Source organism: Vibrio sp. M260121, from assembly GCF_036533715.1.
Classification (GTDB): Bacteria; Pseudomonadota; Gammaproteobacteria; order Enterobacterales; family Vibrionaceae; genus Vibrio.
Genome location: NZ_JATABF010000020.1, coordinates 12643 through 34248, shown reverse-complemented (window position 1 = coordinate 34248; position 21606 = coordinate 12643). Strand labels below are relative to the sequence as shown.

Below are 21606 nucleotides of genomic sequence, written 5' to 3'. Positions count from 1 at the left end.
ACACCAAGTCACATCAAATATAGGTACTGAGCTGATTTTATTGAGCTCCGCGGGCTTTTTTACCCCTTTCGGATGGCTGACAAGGATACTCGGATTTTTGAATAATTACACCCATATTTTATAGGTGGACATTCTTACTCGGCCCCCTTTTTATGGTAAAGTTGCCACAAAACAAAAGAACACAGGATTTTCTCAATGGGCTGCTGCGACGCACCTGGCTTGATGCCAATTGAAGAAGCGATGGACAAAATGCTATCGCGAATCAAACCTATCCAAACAACGCTTTCTCTTCCACTTGCTGAAGCACTCGGTTTTGTACTGGCAGAAGACATCTTGTCTCCTATTCACGTACCGCCATTCGATAACTCAGCAATGGATGGCTACGCTATTCGCATTCAAGATCTTGAGTCATCTTCTGTTTTGCCTCTGGCAGGTAAATCATTTGCAGGACAACCTTTTGAAGGTGAATGGCCTCAAAGTACCTGTGTTCGCATCATGACTGGCGCAAAAATCCCTGAGGGTTGTGATGCCGTTATCATGCAAGAAAACACAGAAGTGACGGATGCTGGCATTCAGTTCAACCAAACTGACGTGAAGCCACAAAACAACATCCGCCCAACAGGTGACGACATCAAGCAAGGCGACATCGTACTGGCAAAAGGTGCGCGTTTAACACCTCGCGATATTCCGATGATTGCGTCTCTTGGTGTAAGCCATGTGACGGTAGTGCGTAAACCAAAAGTTGCTTTCTTCTCTACAGGTGATGAACTTAAACCACTAGGCGAACCGCTAGAAGAAGGTCAAATCTACGACAGCAACCGTTACGGTATTAAACCGCTTATCGAGAACTTCGGTTGTGAGGCGATTGATCTTGGCATCATTCCAGATTGCCCAGAGACTCTGAAAGGGACCTTTGAACAAGCGCAAACGTTGGCTGATGTCGTTGTTACCTCTGGCGGCGTCAGCGTCGGCGAAGCGGATTACACCAAAGACATTCTTGAAGAGCTTGGTGAAATTGGCTTCTGGAAACTCGCAATCAAGCCGGGTAAACCTTTCGCATTTGGTAAGCTAAGTACTGCTTGGTTCTGCGGGCTGCCGGGTAACCCGGTTTCTGCCGTGCTAACCATGTACGTGCTTGTTCAACCAATGCTGGCAAAACTTGCAGGCCATACAGAATGGAAAGCACCCGAGTCTATTCCAGCAACAACCAAAACCGCTTTTAAGAAAGCGCCAGGTCGTACCGATTACCAACGTGGTATCTACACATTAGAAGATGGCAAGTTTGTGGTCGAAACAACCGGAAACCAAAGCTCTGGCGCATTCCGCTCAATGAGCCTAGCGAACTGTTTTGTTGTATTGGAACGCGAACGCGGCCGAGTTGAAGTGGGCGAAACGGTTCAGATTCAACTATTCAACTCAACCCTTTACTAGGAAGTCGTTGTGGATATTCTTTCCGATCAGGAAATGCTGCGTTACAACCGCCAAATCATTCTTCGTCAGTTTGACTTTGATGGGCAAGAAGCACTCAAACAAGCATCGGTATTGATGCTTGGAGCTGGCGGTTTAGGCTGCTCATCAAGCCAATATTTGGCGACTGCTGGTGTCGGTAAAATCACACTGATTGATGATGATATTGTCGAGTTGTCTAACCTTCAGCGCCAAGTGCTGCACCACGATGCGGATATTGGTCGTAAGAAGGTAGACTCGGCGGCCGATGCACTGCGCGAACTTAACCCGCACATTATCGTAGATACCATCGCACAACGTCTTGATGATACCGCGTTAAAGAGCCTGATTAAGCAGCACACTATTGTTGTCGATGCATCAGATAACGTCGATACGCGTAATCAACTTAATCGCCTATGTTTTGCGACCAAAACACCGCTAATTTCAGGCGCAGCCATTCGTATGGAGGGCCAAGTGAGTGTGTTTACTTACGATGACCCAGCGCAACCATGTTACCAGTGCTTAAGTGCCCTCTTCGGCAGCGGTGCGTTAAGTTGTGTCGAAGCCGGAGTCATGGCGCCTGTTGTTGGTATTGTTGGCGCAGTACAAGCGATGGAAGCGATTAAAGTTATCGCTGATTACGGGCAACCAAAGAAAGGCAAAATTCTGATTTTGGATGCGCTAAGCATGTCTTGGCGAGAAATGAATCTGATGAAAATGCCAACCTGTCCGGTTTGTCGTTAGTTCTATACCTCTAACACAAAAAAGGGTCTGACTTACATCAGACCCTTTTTTTATTTTTTCAAGCGCTGCGTTAGCTGTCTACGGCAACTAATGACATTCCTAAGCAACGAGGGAGTATTGCCTAAGTAAACAACCTTGCCATCTTCATCGATGATCGCAGGCACAACCTTTAAGCCTTTCATGTCTGCGCCGTATTCCACCAACTTACGCTCTAGCTCATATAAATCCTGCATGCTTCGGACTCAATTTATAATTATTTAATTTCGCATGAATGCTATCCCTCTAAAGAGATATCAATACTGATCTGGATCATGAAAGATAGATCCTAATTATGGTGGGCTCAAACTTGAGACACTTCATGGTTTGAATGTGTTTTTGAATGTGAAATTTTGTGAACTTCATTCAAATTAAATTTCAGAATATAGACAGTTTTCGTAATAAATATTTGCACTGACTCTCAACAAATACTAGAGTTAGGGAGTTAGTTGAGCTTTTAAATAAAAACTCTCAAATCGCCTAAACACAGATTGAATACTAACAACGTCAAAATTAGTGCTTATAAAATAAAGAATAAAACAAAACCCAGGGTCAGCAGCAATGTTGACCCTTTTCTTTGCTTCCCTAAATCCGAGCAAAACAGAAAAACTGTGAGCCTTACAGTAAACAAAACTCTTGCCTGATAACTGTCGGTTATCAGCGAGATAAGTGGATTCCTAATCAAACAGCGTTCAATAATAGCTTCGAACCAAACATCTCGGAGTGAAATACATGAACATTTTCAACAAAACTACATTGGTCGCGGCGCTATCTCTTCCCCTACTTGCAGGATGCGTGACTCCGGGAGAAGATGATCCAAACGCATTAACAAAGCAAGGCGCTGCAGGTGGTGCGCTTTTAGGTCTGACTATGGGCGCTTTGACGGGTGATGCTGAGCTTGCCGTGAAAGGCGCAGTTGCGGGTGGTGTCGCCGGTGGTGTCGCAGGTGCTGGCGCGGATATTCACAATAACCGTGACAACATTCGCCACGAAAGCCGCAATGACGCGATTGGTGGTATTAACGGTGGTCAGAACACAGCAGCAACCAATGCCCCGCAGCAGTGGCAAGAGATCGATAACTTCGTAGGCGATTGGAACGTAAATATCCAGAACCACAATCGCGACTTTAAAGGTTTAGAAGGTCTATCTGCACACGGCTCGCTAGCAAAAACAACAGAAGCAAATGTTAAGGTGACCAACTCGCAAGGCGTTGACCTTAATGCCGCGTTCACGTTCGATCCACAAGCAGGCTACCAACTAACGCTGACTAATGAAGCAAAAGATGTATCGGTTGCTTTTGCTGGTGAACAACAATCACAAAACCATCGCTACAACTTCTACCCGATGAACATTAACGACGTCATTTACCAAGGTATTCCGACGGGTGATGTGCGTGTCGAGCTAGGTTTCGCAGGTCCAAACGTTTGGACCATCGATAGCTACGCTTACATCGACGGAGCAGAACAAAAAGTACAAACGTTCCGATTCACTCGCACCCAGTAAAACAACAAGGCTTTCTTCGCAACATCTCAATAACAACGTCTCATTTGGCAATTTAATAAAGGCTTAGGCATACTCTGTCTAAGCCTTTATTTTTTAGAAGAAATCCATGTCTCAACTTAACCTAGCAGAGCTCAGCCAATTTGAGCCTCAGTTCCTACAGTTTATGCAGCAAGAGATGCAAACTGATGCCGCTCACGACCTCAGTCACGTCCGACGCGTAGTCAAAACCGCTCGTCAGCTAGCAGAACAAGAAGGCGCAGATTTAGCCGTTGTATTGCCTGCTGCGTATCTGCACGATTGCTTTACTTACCCAAAAGATCACCCGAACCGTAAGCAAAGCTCAACAATTGCGGCAACCAAAGCGATTTCGTTTCTAGAAAGCATCGACTACCCTGCTCAATACCATGACGCTATCGCCCACGCTATAGAATCTCACAGCTTTAGCGCCAACATTACACCTAATACTTTGGAAGCTCAGGTCGTCCAAGACGCAGACCGCTTAGACGCGCTTGGCGCAATTGGTGTGACACGTTGTATTCAAGTGAGCACGTTGTTTGATGCCGTCTTATATAACGAACAGGACATGTTTGCAGAGCATCGAGAATTGGAAGATAAACGATTCACCATCGATCATTTCCAAACCAAATTGTTTAAAATAGTCGAGACGATGAACACCAAAGCAGCCTATGAAGAAGGTTTGAAGCGTAAAGCGTTTATGCAGTCTTACCTAGATCAGTTGCGCCAAGAAGTAGAAGGTTAATATGTCGGAAAGTCACGACCTAATTAAAGAGCTCAAACGCCAGCTCAAGCAGTCTGGTTTGCACTATGTCGATGTCGCACAGCATTTGGAGCTAAGCGAGGGCTCAGTAAAACGCTTATTGGCAGAAGGCAGTCAAATCAGCCTCGACCGCTTGGAGCGTATCTGTCAGCTGATTGGGTTAGAAATGGCAGAGCTATTTAAACTGGCAGCAGCACACAACAAAGGGCTGGAGTCGCTCACACTAGAACAAGAAAAACAGTTGGTTGATGATAAAGGCTTATTGTTGGTTGCGGTTTGTGTGGTCAATGGTTATCGCTTCGAACAAATCATCGAGCAATACACCTTTGATGAGTTAGAGCTGATACAAAAGCTAGCTCAACTCGACCGCCTCAATATCATCGACTTGCTGCCAGGTAACAAGATTCGTCTGCGTATATCTCCGACATTCAAGTGGCACACAGGTGGCCCTATTCAGCGTTTCTTCCAGCAACAAGTTCAAGAAGCTTTCTTCCAGAGCTATTTCTCTGCTGAAGATGAAAAGCTAGTGATGGCAACGGGCTTAATGAGCTTGCCAACCAACAAGAAGATGCAGCAAAAGCTACAAAAGGTCATTGATGAGTTTTATCAGATCTGTCAAAGCGACGATTCACTAGATATGAATGAGAAGCACGGTACCTCTCTGGTGATTGCGATGCGTCGTTGGACATTCCCGCTGTTTAACCCTTGGGAACGCAAATAGGTACTATCTGATGCTCGATAAACTCAAAAGCCTATCGGTCAAGACGAGACCTATTCTCCCTTTATTCATACTCATCGCGTTTGGTGGTTTTGCGGTGTTCATTACCACACTCTTGCAACTTTCTGATGTGGTTAAGGAGTCTTATCTTATTCCGAGTGGCGTAACGGCGTTGTGGGCGCTTGCCGCTTGGGTGATGATCTCAAGCTTTCAGCATGTCCCTGAACTTACGCCGAGCCTCGGTTTTTTCAAACGAATGAAAGCTCGCTTGGTGCGTCTGTTCTTTTATTTGGTGACATTAGGCTTTATTGGACTCTCTGGTTTCATTCTGTTTGTCACATTGAGAATGCTCAGCGTCTGGTTTCGACACTAAGCTGATCTCGTAACGTATAAAAGCACCAATTAGTGCGATATCACAAAATCATGAAACCAAAAGTATCGCAAAGTGTTACTTTTGGTTTCTCATAACGTAACTCTTTTCTTCACACTGGCTTCCCAAAGCCAAGCCTTTAAAGTGCTCCCATCTCAAAGCGATTTTGCAATTACGGAGCCAGCATGTTTCTCACTAAGCGATTCTTCCCCTATTTCGTGACTCAGTGCCTTGGTGCACTGAACGACAATATCTACAAGAATGTTCTCTTGTTGATGGTGACCTACAGCCAAATTGACTCACTACCGATGTCGGTCGATCTTTTTGTTAACCTTGCGGCTGGCTTATTTATTCTTCCCTTCTTTCTGTTTTCTGCCCACGCGGGTGCGATTGCCGACAACATGGACAAAGCCAAGTTAATCCGCCGCTTAAAACTTATTGAATTTGTGATCATGAGCTGTGCAGCGACGGCTATCATGACGCAGAGTGCCATTCTAATGCTGGTTCTACTCTTCATGACTGGTACTCAATCGGCTTACTTCGGCCCTGTGAAATACGCTCTACTTCCTCAAGCGTTAAAACCTAATGAGCTAGTGAAAGGTAATGCTTGGGTTGAGATGGGGACTTTCCTTTCAATCCTGATTGGTACATTAAGCGCAGGTCTATTGCTTGCGATTCCAAATGGTATGCTTGTCGCCTCTTGCATTGTGATTACGCTGTCACTACTGGGCTTTTTGAGCAGCGCAAACATCCCCTCTCTGCCAAGTAAGAAAAGTGACAAAGTAAAATTCGAACCAATTACTGGTTTGAAGAAAACACTCAAACTGGCACAAAAACAACGCGGTATTTGGATGTCGATTCTAGCGATCAGTTGGTTCTGGTTTATGGGCGCAACTTACCTAACTCAATTCCCAAACTTTGCTCGCGAACACCTATTTGCAGACAGTACTGTGGTTTCTCTGTTGTTGGCTCTGTTCTCAGTTGGTATCGCAACGGGTTCATGGCTATGTGAAAAGCTGTCCTTCAATCAAGTTGAACTGGGTATTCTGCCATTTGGTATTTTGGGCTTAACGATTTTCAGTGCCGACCTACTATGGGCAGTACCTGCAATCGAATCTTTCCCAAGTCAGTATTACGATGTACAAAGCTTTATTGCCCAATCTTCACATATTCGAGTAATGATCGACTTGTTCTTGGTTGGTGTGAGCGGAGGCGTATTTATTGTTCCCCTTTATGCGTTTATCCAATCGCGCTCAGAAGAAGGCGAATGTGCTCAATCTATTGCGGCAAACAACATCATGAACGCACTGTTTATGGTCGCTTCCGCTGCTGTTTCTATCTTGGTGTTAAGTGTTTTAGAGTTCTCAATTGTTGAGCTATTTGCCATTTTGGCCGTCGGTAACTTCATCGTAGCTATCTACGTTTACCGTCAAGTACCTGAGTTTACTCAGCGCTTTATTAGCTACTTGCTGAGCCACTGTCTGTATCGAGTTTCGGTAACCGGTCGTCAGCATATCCCAGAACAAGGCGCTGCGCTGATTGTGGCAAACCATGTGAGCTATGTAGACGCTTTGATTCTAATGGGTACATCGACCCGTCCAGTTCGATTTGTGATGGACAAATCAATCAGTGAGCTGCCTGTTCTTAAATATGTTTTTCGTCATGCCGGCGTTATCCCAATCTGCTCTCCACGCAAATGCGCAGAGACTTGCAAAAGAGCTTTCGAGCAGATTGAGCAAGCTCTTAATAACGACGAGGTAGTTTGTATCTTCCCTGAAGGTCGTTTGACCTCAAATGGCGAACTAGGCGAGTTCCGACCGGGTGTTGAGAAGATTCTAAAACGTACACCGGTTCCCGTGATTCCAATGGCCTTAAAAGGCTTATGGGGCTCTTTCTTCAGCCACAAGAATGGACATGCGTTAACCAAACGCCCTACTCGCTTTTGGTCTCGTATCGAAGTCAATATTGGTGAGTTATTGCAACCAACCACACTAGATCGCCATTTGTTACAAAAAGAAGTGCAAGATTTGCTAATTCGCTGACAGTAGTCTCTTGGAGAATCTAGTAGGATAAAATCAACGTCATAAATCTAGGAGGTATTATGAAAATCATCATCTTACATGGTCTTTATATGCATGGGCTGGTCATGCAGCCTCTTAGCCAAAAGCTGAGAAAGCTGGGCTACGAGACCCAAGTATTGAGTTACAACACGGTTTCAATTAACGAAGAGTCGCTGTTCGATTCCATCGACAAAGCGCTTAATCCGCTGACTGCTAATGTGTTGGTGGGTCATAGCCTAGGTGGTTTGATGATTAAACGATACCTCGCGAGCAGAAAACCATCGACAAGTCTGGTGTCCCACGTTGTGGCAATTGGCTCGCCACTGAAAGGCGCATCTATCGTCACTCGCATTCAAGATTTGGGATTTGGTGCGATGCTTGGTAATTCTCCCTATCATGGTCTTAATAAGCACGAGGATGTTTGGACTTTCCCACAAAAGCTTGGCAGCATCGCAGGCACAATGGGCATTGGCGCAAGGCCTATTCTCATGCATAAAGACAACACCATGTCTGATGGCACAGTGACCGTTGATGAAACACGTTTAGAAGGCATGCAAGATCATATAGAGACGAAACAGACGCACACTAGCCTTATCTACAACACCTATGTACCTGCGCAGATTGATCACTTTATCAAAACTGATCACTTCAGCCGATAGCGCACTTTTCCATCAAGTAGTTGCAATCTACTTTTCAAGCCAAGGCGTTCGCAGTACTATCTCTACTCCGACCACTCATTTGAGTGTCGGAGTTTTTTACTTCTAACCATATTGGTTGGATTCAATGTTCTCAGGGCGGGGCGAAATTCCCCACCGGCGGTATACTCTTTTGAGTGAGCCCGCGAGCGCTCGATTCGTCGAGGTCAGCAGATCTGGTGAGATGCCAGAGCCGACGGTTATAGTCCGGATGAAAGAGAATAAGAAAACATCAGCGGTTTCCTCAATGTTCTGTGTTGATGAGCACTGGTGCACTTCTTTTTGGATCGCATTTTTTATTGCGTGGGTTTGTGCCATCTTACCGTTGGCGGCTCATTGCCTGCATAAAAAGTGACGATCTCTCATACCGCCCTGATTCTGGTGATATTTAGGAGTTAACCATGAATCAGTCATCACTACTTGCCGAATTTGGCGACCCAATTGCTCGCGTTGAAAACGCACTTATCGCATTAAAAGAAGGCCGTGGCGTGCTTCTTCTTGACGATGAAGATCGTGAAAACGAAGGCGACATCATTTATTCCGTAGAGCACCTGACTAATGAGCAAATGGCTCTGATGATCCGCGAGTGCAGCGGCATTGTGTGCCTATGCCTGACAGACGCTCAAGCAGACAAATTGGAACTGCCACCAATGGTTGTGAACAACAACAGCGCAAACCAAACGGCTTTCACAGTTTCTATTGAAGCGAAGCAAGGCGTAACAACAGGCGTTTCTGCCGCTGACCGTGTAACAACCATCAAAACAGCAGCAAACCCAAATGCAAAACCAGACGACTTGGCTCGTCCTGGTCACGTGTTCCCGCTGCGCGCTCGTCCTGGTGGCGTCATGACTCGTCGTGGTCACACAGAAGGCACTATCGATCTGATGCAAATGGCCGGTCTACAGCCTGCAGGTGTGCTATGTGAGGTGACAAACCCAGATGGTACCATGGCAAAAGCACCAGAGATCGTTGCGTTTGGTCGTTTACACAACATGCCAGTGCTGACCATAGAAGACATGGTTGCTTACCGTAATCAATTTGATTTGAAGCTAGCGTAATCAACACGCATTTGCTCTAGTCGAAAGCCGCTGAACTCAGCGGCTTTTTTGATCGATTTGATTCCTTCGCGAGTAGTTATACTTAGCAAAAACAAAAGGAATCAACACCATGAAGGGAATCACTCGCAGCGCACTTACCGCAACACTACTCTCCACCAGCTCTTTGGCTTTTGCATCGAGCTGTCCAGATATCTTGCAAGGAAAGCAAAGACTTTTAAATTCAACGGAAGAAATAGAGCTGTGTGACGCCTTCAAAGGCAAAACACTACTGGTCGTGAACACCGCGAGCCAGTGCGGCTTTACTCCCCAATTCGAACAATTGGAGCAATTGCATCAGACTTACAAGGATCAAAACTTTGCCGTTGTGGGCTTTCCAAGTAACGACTTTCGTCAAGACCGTGGCAGCGAAGAAAAGACCGCTAAAATTTGCTACCTCGACTACGGTGTTACCTTCCCTATGATGGCGCGAACCTCTGTTCTTGGCGAGGATGCAAACCCAGTATTCGCCGAGATCAGTACTCAAGCGGGCATTACTCCGAAGTGGAACTTCTACAAGTTCTTGATCAACAAAGAAGGTAAAGTCGTTGCGACCTTCCCAAGTTCAACCTCTCCAACAAGTACTACGCTTACTAACATGATTGAACAGCAACTGTAAGGAAGGCTGCCATGACGACCACACGTACGACAATGCTGCAATTGGGTTATTTAGGACTGCTGCCCTTTCTGTTCAGCTTGGTTCTCATCGTTACAGAAAGGACTTTGTTTAACTTATCTGGGAAGCAGTTTTTTATTGCTTACAGTGCGGTGATTTTGAGTTTTCTTTCCGGGGTACTTTGGGGCAACGCCATTGATCATTTTTACCATCGATTGAGTCGAAATGCCTTGGTGCTAAGTAACTTATTCGTATTGCTTGCTTGGGGAGCATTGCTGCAAGGTAACAAGCATTATGTCATCGCGACTCTGTTATTGGCAGCTGGCTACATTGCCGTTTGGTACGCGGAAAAGCTGATTCGAAGAGTAGAAAAAGAGGCGGAGCCAAAAGGGTATCAGATGATGCGAGGCAAGCTCACGACAGGTGTGGTACTTATGCATGGGTTGGTTTTAATTGCTTAAACTGGTCTGTCCACCTACCAGATCACAAAATTAACCAAGTTATATAAAACAATATTCATTTCGTGAAGTGCGCGTAATTTTGAACACCGTTTTGTTTTAATTATGAATGGATGGTCATATAAGTATCTCAAAAGCATTCACAAAGGATATGAATATGTTTTTTCGTAAACTTCTTTTTAGTACCGCAGTTATCAATGCAACAGCGGGTTGTGTGTCTTATCAAGCACAACAGGCTGCGGTCAATACGGTGAATACCACTGGAGTGGTTCTTAACAACGTAGTGAAAACCACCATCGCTCAGCCTTGTAACGTTGCCGTCACTGTTGCTAGCTTGTTTTATCCAAATGCGATCTTTATGACTGATATGCCAACCGCAGCTTGTACGGCTGTGCTCCGCTAACGCAAAAACAACATAAAAAATGGCGACCTCATTGGTCGCCATTTTTATTGACGCGATTATAGCGTTAATAAGTAGTTCACTAACGCGTTGTAATCATCGTAACTGCGGATCTCATTCGGCAACACAATGTACTTGTTGTTCACCACAACACCCGGAACCCCAGTCAGCGTGCTTTGTTTGAATTGTTTATCAAAACCTTTCTGCATAGAGTTCACTGCAAAGCTGTTGTACGCCGCATCGAACTTCTTGCCATCGACGCCGTTATCAACGAACAGTTGCTTAAGCTCTGCTTCGTTTTGAGGCGCTTGACGCTTCTGATGAATTTGCGCAAACATCGCCGGCACCATCTTATCCTCAACACCTAGTGACACCATTGTTGCGTAAGACTTCGCCATCGGAACAGCCATATCACCACCCATAAATGCGACATGTACTTTCTCAAAGCTAGCGTCTTTCGGTAACGCTGGTTTCAAGTTGTCGATGACAGATTCAAATTTGTAACAGTGTGGGCAATAGAAAGAGAAGAACTCGGTGACTGTCGGTGTTTTTGCTTTCTCTACATCCAAGATTTTGTAGTGTTTACCCGCTTCAAATTGCGCCGCGTGAGCAGTGAATGCCAGTAGTAGAGTGCTGCAAAGAGCAAATAGCTTTTTCATGTTTGATTCCTTTGGGCACAGGTGTGCCGTATTCATTTGTTAATGTTTAAAAGTCCAGCAGTGCTGGTTTGCGATGAATAAAAGGATCAAATAATTGGAGGACGGTAAGGCTTAAAAGCCACAATCACTGTTTTAGGTGTCGGTGATTTATCGATCAGTGCAAGACTGTACGGTAATAAGACGACATCATCTTGCAAGAGATTGGTGGGTATTTTGACGATACAAGAAGAACTGCAACTGGTATGAGCTTGCTTCCCTTTCTCCATCAAGTGATCACCATGGTGTGATTCAATACAGTCCGTATTGTCCACTCCCATTTTTTGATGAAACTCAGATGCTCGATCTTTGCTTGTACTCACTTCGATTGGTGCCGTTGCTGCACGCACGCTCGACGCAACACCCGTTAGCAACATGGCTAATAGACAGAGCATTGTCATCATGAATGTACGGTTAAAACTCAGCATATAACTTCTTCAAAATACGGTGGATCTTCATCATACAGAATCCTTCTTTTCATACAAGCCAATCACTTAGTGCCACCTTCACAAACCAGAGGATTCTTACGTCCTATACCGACTGCAATGCCGATAAAACTTGAAATCACTATGAAACCTGAGTAATAGTTAGATCAGTTTTTGTACAAACAAGGAAAGATTAATGCTTAAAAAGAGGTTCTTTAAAACAAAAGATGAAGTCGAAGTCACGTTCGAGCTAGACAAAAACCAGTGGGAGTCGATTCAAATTGCGGGTGATTTTAACAACTGGCAACCAGAACCAATGAAGCTCGTGAAAAAAAGTGGCCAATTTAAATTTAAAACGCGCTTGCCGAAAGAACAAAATATCCAGTTCCGCTACCTATTTAACGAAGCCGAGTGGGAAAACGATCCACAAGCGGACGCATACGTACCAAATGGTTTTGGTAGTGACAATAGCGTGGTGTGCACCCAAGAGCAGATCGCTTAATAACGCAATTCGGAAACAAAGGCGCACCGAGTGCGCCTTTTTTATTGTCTAATTTTCATTGAGTTATTGCTCATTGTTGTTATATAACAACAGTGTTTTAACTGAAGTGATATATATCAACAAAACCTATTTCCTTAATATACCTCCATCGCAGCGAGACAGGTGTTATCAACTGAAAGTCGCTCTCAAATAAAAGCTATTCCTAGCGATGGCTACTCTTAAAACAATTAAGGAAACAAAAGATGAAAAAACTGATTGTAATCACAGGTGCAAGTTCTGGTATTGGTGAAGCTATCGCACGCCGTCTAAGCGATGAAGGTCACCCACTTCTTCTTCTTGCTCGTCGTGTAGAGCGCTTAGAAGCACTAAACCTGCCAAACACGCTATGTGAGAAAGTAGACGTAACAGATAAAGCTTCATTTGAAGCAGCAATTGCGAAAGCAGAAGAGAAATTTGGCCCTGCTGACGCACTAGTAAACAACGCAGGCGTGATGCTACTTGGTCAAATCGATACACAAGATGCGTCAGAGTGGAAACGTATGTTCGACGTGAACGTACTTGGTTTGTTAAACGGCATGCAGTCAGTTCTAGCACCAATGAAAGCACGCAATAGCGGTACCATCATCAACATCAGCTCGATCGCCGGTAAAAAGACGTTCCCAGATCATGCTGCTTACTGTGGTACCAAATTTGCCGTTCACGCTATTTCTGAAAACGTCCGTGAAGAAGTCGCTGCTTCAAACGTTCGTGTAACAACAATCGCTCCGGGTGCAGTAGAAACTGAACTGCTTTCTCACACTACATCACAAGAAATCAAAGATGGTTACGGTGCGTGGAAAGAAGATATGGGCGGCGTTCTAGCTGCTGATGACATCGCTCGTGCAGTCGTGTTTGCTTACCAGCAACCACAAAACGTTTGTATCCGTGAAATCGCACTAGCACCAACTAAGCAACAACCTTAATCTCTGCGATTCTAAGACAAAGAAATTCAAAAAGCGGCTTCAAAGCCGCTTTTTTATTGATGTTGTACCATCTTGAAATATGTTTTCACATTATGGATGAATTCCGACTACTTCACCCAGATCCTTGCAGCTTTATCATTGTAGTGACTTGAAGAATGCCAGATTCGTGTCCATCGGTAACAACCATAGTAATGGTGTTTACCGCGTTTTTTACCCAACTTGATTTTGTAGCCACGAGTTAGACGTGGAGATATTGTCATCGCGGAAAACGTGTAGATGTAATTATCACTCAAGTCGTATACCGCTTTCTTTGGTGCAACGCATAAACGCTTACCTGTAAAGTCATCATTTTCGTAAAAACAGGCAAGACTATCATCAGGTTCAATCAATATCAGAGATGTCTTATCATTCAGATGCTTAACGAATCTTTCATCCTTGTAATAAGTCCTATATTTAGTTTTTCGACCAAATTCATAGTCAGAAACTAAAGTCGCACGATACCCATTACGAATAGTGAAAGATGACGTGATGTCGTTAAAGTCAGCAGGAAGTTTCAAAGGTTTGTTTATATCTTTGGTGGAGTAGCAAAGACTTCGCCCTTTATAGTGTGCATGCTCGTAAAGACACAAGGCTGTCTCACCTACCCCATCATCAACTTGATACGAAGGAGAACAATCACTTACAAGAGTCGGATTACCAATTGAAAAACCACCCACAGCACAAGCTTTAATAGAGCTTGTTTCGTTAGTAACAGCTTTGCCTATCAATGTTTGTTCATCGAAAAAATAACTAATCGTGTTGTCCAGCACACGCTCATTTTGATCCAAGTGCTCTTGGTAAATGAACGAAAACACTCCCGCCCCATCAATAGACTGAGAGTAGGACTCTGGTTGTACACCCACCATAAGGTTATCACTGTCAACAAAATCGATTTCAATACCGCCTGTATTCTCAATGATCTGTCTAGTACTTACAGGACTGCTCACATACTCAGAACACTGAACCTTCAAGTTATTGTCAATACAAAATCGTACTTTATTGGTTTCAATAGTGTTACTGGTTAAGTAAACTTTGCTACTCAGTTTGACACCATTCTCAGCTTGCCAGTAGATATCTTGAGAGTTCCCTTGTTTATCAAAGTTCGTCGCCAACTCACCATCAACATAGGAAAAAAGTACATACTGCCCAGATGTACCCATGCTTTGTCGCGTTATAGAGAAGCTTTCGGAGACTATTTCTAGACTACCTAAATTGTCTAGCGCTGATGCTGACGTACCGGATAGCGCTTTCTGGGGTATTATTCCCACTAATATATAAAACAAAATAAATGAAAATTTTTTCATAATACCTTCCGTTTGTTCGTTACCTTATTTCATTAAGTAAGAGACTTTTAAATCTTCCGATGAATTATAATTAAGATTCTCAGTTACCTATGTTCAATGAAACAAATTTAAATTGGCTAGCAAGAATGTACAAAGTAAAATATCTCGCTAACCAACACTTATTAAATAGAACAAACTATTGCTAGCATTCATTGTTAAAATAAAGCAGTAGTGCTAACAATAAATATTAATTCGCATTTTTCTTACAGATATAATATCCCTTGTAGAAAGAGCGAGGTGCTTTTTGAACGGAAAGATCATCACTTAGCATAGTGACTTCTCCCCACCCACCAGTGACGCTGAAACCGGATTCGATGTGATTGCTTGACCAGTACCCTGTTTCTCCAGGCCAAGTCGCATCAATCTCATCCATATCTTCATTGATAAGGGTTTGCATATCGGTCGCAGAAAGCGCAAATATCTTTCCACCTAGTGCTTTACAATATGAATTTAGAAGATGCTGATCTCCCTCAAAAGACAGAGCGGCTATGTAAGTTTTTTTCGCAGTTTTATCTGCATTCCAAACATCTTCTTCATGTTTGAACGATGTCGAAGGGAAAAGAACATCAAACTGTTGCTTAGTAGGTGGACGACAGTAAGGATCACAATCAGATTCCGAAACAACCCTAGTAGTACACGCATTCCAAGTTGTGTTACCTACATCAAAGTAAACATCATCACATATCTCTACTACATTTACTGCCGCCAAATTAAGACTCCTAAATTCGTAATATGCTTGAACGTCTACCTTTTTCCCAATTAGATCCGGAGTATTGGTGCCCTCACTTACCTGAGTTGCTAGAACTTTTTTATCAACTTTGTCTTGTAACAGACTCAACCATAAGCCAACACCAACTTTTGAGCCTTCTTCGTCATCCCCAATAGGTCCGATATATGAAAAATCCACTGTAATGCCGATGTCGCTATCTGCACTCAGTACAACATTATCTTGCACTGTTTGACTCACAGACCACCAATCTCGATAGTCAATAAGATCATTAGAAGTTCTTAATCGATCAGAAGAGTGCACATAAACAGAAGCAGAACACAATGAGTCTAAACATAGAGAAATGCTTCTCCCTGCATCGGCTTGCTTTGGAGTATACAAAATACCCTTCGTCAATCGTTCTTTACTTGTAGCGTCAATCCAATAGTAATTGTTCCTCTCCCCCGTTGCAGAGTAAAGGTTCAATCCCATGCTTCCATTAACGCTTCCTGTAATACTTTGTCCAACGTAAACAACTCCACTTTGATGTAATGTCGGTATTTCAATCTTCTCAACTGACGCATTACTTTTCAGTGGTAAGAAAGAGGCTAAGAATAAAACTGGGACACTATACTTGTGATTGAATTTTTCTCTAAATAAAAAATGCATTTACTAAATCTCATGTAAACCAATGGGAAAAGTAAATATTCATCATCGCTTTATAATTTAAAACTTCCCACTTCATAATTCTTCTTATACTATTTGATATGAGAGCTAATTATTTTTAATTTTAAGTCATTCATTCACACAATAGCTTGTCATAAATTACATATAAATGGACGAAAATATCAGTACCATTTTTACTAATTGCATTAATTACTTTCTGATCACAATCCCATGCAGTCTAATAACGTAAATGAGCTTCCCTCTTCAAGTGATCTTACATCAAGCTCAACTTGCCAATTGATCAACGAACTAAGAAGTAAAAGAAATAGAATTAATATGAGCCAAGAAGACTTAGCGTCATTTTGTGATACATCAGCGAGCCATATCAGCAAGATCGAAAACCTTAGAGTTGTTCCTAGGTTAGATACATTTTTGAGAATGTGTTTAGCCTTAAACGTAGAATTCACCATACTAACAAGGTAAAAAGCCTTTTAGGATAACTACTCATCAATGCAAATGCGTTTATTGAAATCCCTGACAAATTTGTTTAAGTTTCAGGGATAATTCCTACAAAATGCATCACTGCTATGAACGTACAAGACACTAAGCAATCACTTATCATCGTGGAAGACGATCCCAAACTGCAGGCTATGCTAAGCGAATACTTTGAAGGACAAGGCTTTGAAGTTAGCTGCATAGACAATGGAACGGACGCTCCGGATGCGATTCTTGAAAGCCAGCCAGATCTCGTTCTTTTAGACTTGATGTTGCCGGGGCAAGATGGATTGAGCGTTTGCCGTCAGATCCGTGAATGCTACAGAGGCAAAGTGCTGATGCTTACTGCCAGCGACGATGATTTTGACCATGTTGCTGCGCTTGAAATTGGTGCCGATGATTTTGTGAGTAAGCCGATCAAGCCACGTGTTCTGCTTGCTCGCATTCGAATGCTATTACGCCGTAAAGAAGCATCAGCAACAGATTCAGACACGTGTTTAGAAGTTGGCGTCCTGTGCCTTAATCGTCTGCGTAAAACGTGCGCTCTAAACCAAGAACCCATTCCTCTTACCGACGGTGAATTTGATCTCCTTTGGGTACTCGCAAACCATCCTGAACAAACCCTTTCTCGCGAGTGGCTCACCAAAACATTACGTGGCATCGAATACGACGGCACCGACCGCACCATTGATAACCGTGTCGTGACGCTGCGTAAAAAGCTAGGCGACACCACCACACCACCACAAAAGATCATCACTGTGCGCGGTAAAGGTTACTTGTTTATGCCTGATGCTTGGAATGCATAATGAAGCGTATTTATCTGGAAAGCTTTTTAGGTCTGATCATTCTATTTGTAGCTAGCCTTGTTGGCTATGAAGTCATTGTTTATCAGCTCAATACGGACTACGACTACCTACTCGAAGAGCATGAAGCTCAAGCTTTCCATGAGCTGATCTATCCGGTGTATCAAGAAAAAGGCGAAGAATACACCGTTCAGCAGTTAGAGAAATTCGCGACATCGAGTCACATGTTGTTAGTTGCTCAGGAAATGACGAGTCTTCCTCCTGAGGTGCAGAAAGCATTCGATGAAGATCTATCGGTGAATACGGCCTTTGATGATGAGCGGGACTTGTGGTTTCGCTTTGAACCCGGCTCCCCTATCTTCAAGTTAAGCCAAAACCCCAACAGCCCTATCATTCAGGCCATCAACTTTGACGATAACATCGTTTGGTTGTTTTTCCTTGCTGGTTTCGCGCTTTACTGTGTCTTACTGATTTGGTTCTTAAGCCGACGAGTTCGCGCTCTAGAAAAGGTCACCGTTGATTTTGCCTCTGGAGATTTCAACGCCAGAGCGGACACCTCCAGTGCCAAATCCGTCGGTACGTTGAATAGAAGCTTCAACCATATGGCTGATAAGGTGTCTCGACTCATCACCACCAATAAAATGCTCACCAACGCGGTAGCGCATGAGCTTCGTACCCCTATTTTTCGTCTGCAATGGCAAGCCGATCTACTAGCCGACGCGGCTTTAAATGAACAACAACAGAAGTACGTCGACAGCATCGTAGAAGATATCGACGACATGGAAAATATGGTGGAAGAACTGCTCTACTACGCAAAAATGGAGCGACCAAATGCCGAGATTCAAACTTCCTCTGTTGCCTTATCAAGCTTTGCTCAATCGTTTTTACCTAAGTGGCAACGTGACACCCAACTTTTAATATTGATTGACGACACGAGCTCACAACAGGCGGTCATTGATGCCGACCCAGAGCTGCTAAAACGTGCTTTAGATAACCTTCTTCGTAACGCAATGCGTTATGCTCAAACCCAAATTGTGCTAGAGATTATGGAGACACCGGAGAAATCTTGTATGCGTGTGCATGACGATGGCTGTGGTGTGGAAGAGAAAGATTGGCCTCATCTGTTTGATGCGTTTTACAGTGCTGATAAATCGCGTAACAAGAGCACTAGCGGCTTCGGTTTGGGGCTTGCTATCGTCAAACAGATCGTTGAATTGCAGAACGGCGAAGTCTATGTCTCACACAGCCCGTACGGTGGTGCGTGTTTTACAATCTGCTTTCCCAAATAAATTCATAAACTTATCAATATTCCCCTACACGCCCTTACAAAAGACGACACTTCAATACAATTGGCCGACAGAGCACCACAATAAAACAGCGTACATTTAATCCATAAATTCACGACAATAATGGATCAAAGCAATGTATAAACCTCTTCTTCTCATCACCCTTTCTTCCACACTTGCTGCTTGTGCTTACAACCAAGAACCTGTTGTCGATATGACCAATGTTGACCAAGCCCAATACGAGCAAGACTTTACGTATTGCCAAGGTTACGCAGAAAAAGTGGATAAAGGTGAAGCCGCTAAAACTGAAGCACAAAATGGTGCCGTTACGGGTGCGTTGGTCGGTGCAGTTGCAGGCGCATTAGAGAATGGCATTGGTGGCGCTGCGGTGGGCGCGGTGGCAGGCACTGCTGTTGGTGCAGGTGCAGGGGCTGTTGGTGGTGCTACCGATTCAACCAAAACTCAATCCTTAGTTCTGCGTAAATGCCTAGCGAAAAAAGGCTATACCGTATACGACCTTGATTCATAACGTATAAATTCGCATCAACTACACAAAACTATGTGTCGAGCGACGTTAATTTCACAAATGTTTCACGCTCGATCTATTAGTGTCATGTTTTCCAATCCGATGCACTTCTGTCATCAGGGGAGGCTTTACCCCTCAAAGCGCCCCTCTTTTTTAGGGCTTAGCATTTAAAAGGCCACATTTTGAAACCAGGTAAAACAGGCATTCGCCGGATATTGGACGCAACCGGCTATTCACTTCAAGGATTGAAAGCTGCGTGGACTCATGAAGCCGCTTTCAGACAAGAACTGGTACTTACACTTGTCCTTTCTGTTTGCGCATTCTTGCTTCCTGTCACCACCTTAGAACGCATCATGATGATCAGCAGCCTCCTGTTGGTCGTGATTGTTGAATTGATTAATTCCGCCATCGAAGCGGTTGTCGATCGTGTCAGTGATGACTGGCATGAACTCAGTGGAAGAGCCAAAGACATCGGCTCCGCAGCAGTATTTGTTGCACTTTTTCTTGCCCTATTTGTTTGGGCATCGATTTTACTTTAATCACATTGAAGCACGTCAATTATGAAGACAATTGAACTCCCAACTAAAGGTATCTCTTACATTACCTTTACGCTTTTATTAGCCTTGTATTTCGCTCTGGTGGTCAATATCCCCATCTACAAAGAGCTGGTTCATATCTTTGCAAATCTCGATCAGGTTAAGATCGGTTTCATCATTACAATTCCAATCTTCTTTTTTGCGGCGTTGAATTTCCTATTTAACCTGTTCAGTTGGCCTTGGATCAGCAAGCCCTTCTTCATCTTATTACTGATCACATCGGGCATGGTGAGTTACGCAAGCTACAACTACGGCACCTTGTTCGATACGGACATGGTCACCAACATCGTTGAGACAGATACCAGTGAAGCCAGCTCATACTTGAGTGCCTACTCAATTGTCTGGACACTGTTGATGGGAGTTGTCCCTGCCCTAATCGTCTTCAAGATTAAATTTAAGCCTCTTGAAGGCAAATGGCTTCGCTTCACGTTAACCAAAATCGTCTCAATGCTGGCTTCATTGGCTGTTATCGCCGTGATTGCAGGCATGTATTACCAAGACTATGCGTCAGTTGGTCGCAACAACAGTTACCTAAAGAAAGTCATCATCCCGACTCAATACGTGTACGCGATCTCTAGCTATGTAAAAGAAAACTACTTAACGACGCCAGAACCCTACCGTGAGATTGGTACGGATGCGAAACAATCCCAACTTGCACTAGAGCAAGCAAAAGAGAAGCCGACGCTACTTGTCTTTGTATTAGGTGAAACAGCACGAACTCAGAATTATCAAATTAATGGCTATGAACGAGAGACTAATCCATACACCAGTAAGTTAGATGTCATCTCGTTCCAAGACGTTTCTTCCTGTGGTACCGCAACGGCTGTCTCTGTGCCTTGTATGTTCTCTCAATTACCACGCCACGACTTCGATCGCAGTAAAGCAGACAACCAAGATAACGCATTGGACATCATTCAGCGCGCTGGCATTGATTTGATGTGGAAAGACAACGACGGTGGCGACAAGGGTGTTGCTCATAAGATCAATAAGATGGATGTCGCACGCGGCAAACAAAACACGCTTTGCAACGGCAATACCTGCTACGACATGGCGCTGCTAGACAATTTGGACGACCAAATCGCGAGCATGAAAGGTAACCGAGTTGTTGCGCTTCACCTGATTGGCAGCCATGGTCCGACTTATTTCCAGCGCTACCCGAAAGACAAAGCGTTTTTCCAACCAGACTGCCCTCGCGCAGATATTGAAAACTGCAGTGTGGAGCAAATTGTGAACTCTTACGACAACACGATCCGCTACACAGACTTCGTGTTGGATCAAACCATTGCGAAACTGAAAACGTTGGAAGATAAATACAACACGGCGATGATCTACGTCTCTGATCACGGCGAGTCTCTGGGCGAAAACGGGTTGTTCTTACATGGCATGCCTTATGGTTTAGCACCGGATTTCCAAAAGCGTGTTCCTATGATGCTTTGGATGTCACCAGGCTTTAAACAAGCAAAACACGTCAACACCGATTGCTTGGCACAAGAAGCGCAGCAAACCGCAACGCATTCACACGATAATGTCTTCCATTCATTGTTGGGCATTATGGATGTGGAAACCAATGCCTACGACGGCGCTTTAGATATCTTTAAGACTTGTCGTCAAAGCTAATAATCATATTCATAACAAAAAGGAGGG

At 44.0% G+C, this 21606-nt stretch carries 25 protein-coding genes and 1 riboswitch; of the genes, 20 read left to right on the top strand and 5 right to left on the bottom strand.

Annotated elements, in window-relative coordinates; all coding sequences use genetic code 11:
- The first annotated feature begins 195 nt into the window (after positions 1-195).
- Entirely contained in the window at positions 196-1431 is a 1236-nt protein-coding gene (gene moeA, locus QTO06_RS12705) for a molybdopterin molybdotransferase MoeA (RefSeq protein ID WP_331408339.1), read from the top strand.
- Positions 1432-1440: 9 nt separating this feature from the next.
- Positions 1441-2190 carry a molybdopterin-synthase adenylyltransferase MoeB gene (gene moeB, locus QTO06_RS12700; protein ID WP_331408337.1) on the top strand — a complete coding sequence of 250 codons (750 nt, stop codon included), beginning with the start codon at positions 1441-1443 and terminating at the stop codon, positions 2188-2190.
- A 50-nt stretch (positions 2191-2240) separates the two neighbouring features.
- Here moeB and QTO06_RS12695 read toward each other — a convergent pair whose 3' ends face one another.
- Positions 2241-2423, bottom strand: a complete 183-nt coding sequence (locus tag QTO06_RS12695) for a hypothetical protein (RefSeq protein ID WP_005433443.1) — start codon at positions 2421-2423, stop codon at positions 2241-2243.
- Positions 2424-2958: 535 nt separating this feature from the next.
- Between QTO06_RS12695 and QTO06_RS12690 the strand changes: the two genes are divergently transcribed.
- From QTO06_RS12690 to QTO06_RS12645, 10 genes are all read left to right on the top strand, one after another.
- Positions 2959-3729 (top strand): hypothetical protein, encoded by a 771-nt coding sequence (locus QTO06_RS12690; protein WP_331408335.1) that lies wholly within the window; start codon positions 2959-2961, stop codon positions 3727-3729.
- A 106-nt stretch (positions 3730-3835) separates the two neighbouring features.
- On the top strand, positions 3836-4489 hold the full coding sequence (locus QTO06_RS12685) for an HD domain-containing protein (protein ID WP_020194105.1): 654 nt from the start codon (positions 3836-3838) through the stop codon (positions 4487-4489).
- A gap of 1 nt (position 4490) precedes the next feature.
- Positions 4491-5228: a helix-turn-helix domain-containing protein gene (locus QTO06_RS12680; RefSeq protein ID WP_009704793.1), complete on the top strand. Its 738-nt coding sequence runs from the start codon at positions 4491-4493 to the stop codon at positions 5226-5228.
- Between the two features lie 10 nt (positions 5229-5238).
- Positions 5239-5598 carry a hypothetical protein gene (locus QTO06_RS12675; protein WP_009704794.1) on the top strand — a complete coding sequence of 120 codons (360 nt, stop codon included), beginning with the start codon at positions 5239-5241 and terminating at the stop codon, positions 5596-5598.
- A gap of 182 nt (positions 5599-5780) precedes the next feature.
- The gene (locus tag QTO06_RS12670) at positions 5781-7637 is read left to right on the top strand and encodes an MFS transporter (RefSeq protein ID WP_331408332.1); all 1857 of its coding nucleotides are present in this window, start codon (positions 5781-5783) and stop codon (positions 7635-7637) included.
- A 59-nt stretch (positions 7638-7696) separates the two neighbouring features.
- Positions 7697-8314: a PGAP1-like alpha/beta domain-containing protein gene (locus QTO06_RS12665; RefSeq protein WP_005442468.1), complete on the top strand. Its 618-nt coding sequence runs from the start codon at positions 7697-7699 to the stop codon at positions 8312-8314.
- 122 nt (positions 8315-8436) lie between these two features.
- Positions 8437-8577: riboswitch (FMN riboswitch) on the top strand.
- 174 nt (positions 8578-8751) lie between these two features.
- The gene (gene ribB, locus QTO06_RS12660) at positions 8752-9408 is read left to right on the top strand and encodes a 3,4-dihydroxy-2-butanone-4-phosphate synthase (protein ID WP_270050310.1); all 657 of its coding nucleotides are present in this window, start codon (positions 8752-8754) and stop codon (positions 9406-9408) included.
- Positions 9409-9517: 109 nt separating this feature from the next.
- Positions 9518-10063: a glutathione peroxidase gene (locus QTO06_RS12655; protein ID WP_038867318.1), complete on the top strand. Its 546-nt coding sequence runs from the start codon at positions 9518-9520 to the stop codon at positions 10061-10063.
- An 11-nt stretch (positions 10064-10074) separates the two neighbouring features.
- Entirely contained in the window at positions 10075-10521 is a 447-nt protein-coding gene (locus QTO06_RS12650; RefSeq protein ID WP_331408331.1) for a DUF3429 domain-containing protein, read from the top strand.
- 154 nt (positions 10522-10675) lie between these two features.
- A complete protein-coding gene (locus QTO06_RS12645) occupies positions 10676-10921 on the top strand; it encodes a hypothetical protein (protein ID WP_005433479.1) in 246 nt (81 codons plus the stop codon).
- 56 nt (positions 10922-10977) lie between these two features.
- Here the strand turns inward: QTO06_RS12645 and QTO06_RS12640 are convergent, their stop codons facing one another.
- Positions 10978-11577: a thiol:disulfide interchange protein DsbA/DsbL gene (locus QTO06_RS12640; protein WP_041053586.1), complete on the bottom strand. Its 600-nt coding sequence runs from the start codon at positions 11575-11577 to the stop codon at positions 10978-10980.
- Between the two features lie 86 nt (positions 11578-11663).
- A complete protein-coding gene (locus tag QTO06_RS12635) occupies positions 11664-12041 on the bottom strand; it encodes a hypothetical protein (RefSeq protein WP_331408330.1) in 378 nt (125 codons plus the stop codon).
- A 193-nt stretch (positions 12042-12234) separates the two neighbouring features.
- On the opposite strand from QTO06_RS12635, the gene QTO06_RS12630 reads away from it, so the two are divergent.
- A complete protein-coding gene (locus tag QTO06_RS12630; RefSeq protein WP_009704801.1) occupies positions 12235-12540 on the top strand; it encodes an isoamylase early set domain-containing protein in 306 nt (101 codons plus the stop codon).
- 242 nt (positions 12541-12782) lie between these two features.
- Entirely contained in the window at positions 12783-13502 is a 720-nt protein-coding gene (locus QTO06_RS12625; protein WP_005433542.1) for an SDR family oxidoreductase, read from the top strand.
- Between the two features lie 107 nt (positions 13503-13609).
- Here QTO06_RS12625 and QTO06_RS12620 read toward each other — a convergent pair whose 3' ends face one another.
- A complete protein-coding gene (locus QTO06_RS12620; RefSeq protein WP_331408329.1) occupies positions 13610-14845 on the bottom strand; it encodes a hypothetical protein in 1236 nt (411 codons plus the stop codon).
- Between the two features lie 226 nt (positions 14846-15071).
- Positions 15072-16259: a hypothetical protein gene (locus tag QTO06_RS12615; RefSeq protein ID WP_331408328.1), complete on the bottom strand. Its 1188-nt coding sequence runs from the start codon at positions 16257-16259 to the stop codon at positions 15072-15074.
- A 228-nt stretch (positions 16260-16487) separates the two neighbouring features.
- Between QTO06_RS12615 and QTO06_RS25545 the strand changes: the two genes are divergently transcribed.
- The 6 genes from QTO06_RS25545 to QTO06_RS12590 all read left to right on the top strand — a co-directional run bounded on the left by QTO06_RS25545 (position 16488) and on the right by QTO06_RS12590 (position 21579).
- Positions 16488-16739 carry a helix-turn-helix domain-containing protein gene (locus QTO06_RS25545; protein ID WP_080642189.1) on the top strand — a complete coding sequence of 84 codons (252 nt, stop codon included), beginning with the start codon at positions 16488-16490 and terminating at the stop codon, positions 16737-16739.
- Positions 16740-16843: 104 nt separating this feature from the next.
- Positions 16844-17557, top strand: a complete 714-nt coding sequence (locus QTO06_RS12610; RefSeq protein ID WP_331408327.1) for a response regulator transcription factor — start codon at positions 16844-16846, stop codon at positions 17555-17557.
- A complete protein-coding gene (locus QTO06_RS12605) occupies positions 17557-18843 on the top strand; it encodes an ATP-binding protein (protein ID WP_331408326.1) in 1287 nt (428 codons plus the stop codon). The genes QTO06_RS12610 and QTO06_RS12605 overlap by 1 nt, the downstream gene beginning before the upstream one ends.
- Before the next feature lie 133 nt (positions 18844-18976).
- Positions 18977-19369, top strand: a complete 393-nt coding sequence (locus tag QTO06_RS12600; protein WP_331408325.1) for a glycine zipper family protein — start codon at positions 18977-18979, stop codon at positions 19367-19369.
- Between the two features lie 179 nt (positions 19370-19548).
- Positions 19549-19905, top strand: coding sequence for a diacylglycerol kinase (locus QTO06_RS12595; protein WP_011999519.1), 357 nt, complete (start codon positions 19549-19551; stop codon positions 19903-19905).
- 21 nt (positions 19906-19926) lie between these two features.
- Positions 19927-21579, top strand: a complete 1653-nt coding sequence (locus QTO06_RS12590; RefSeq protein WP_331408324.1) for a phosphoethanolamine transferase — start codon at positions 19927-19929, stop codon at positions 21577-21579.
- The last annotated feature ends 27 nt before the right edge of the window (positions 21580-21606 follow it).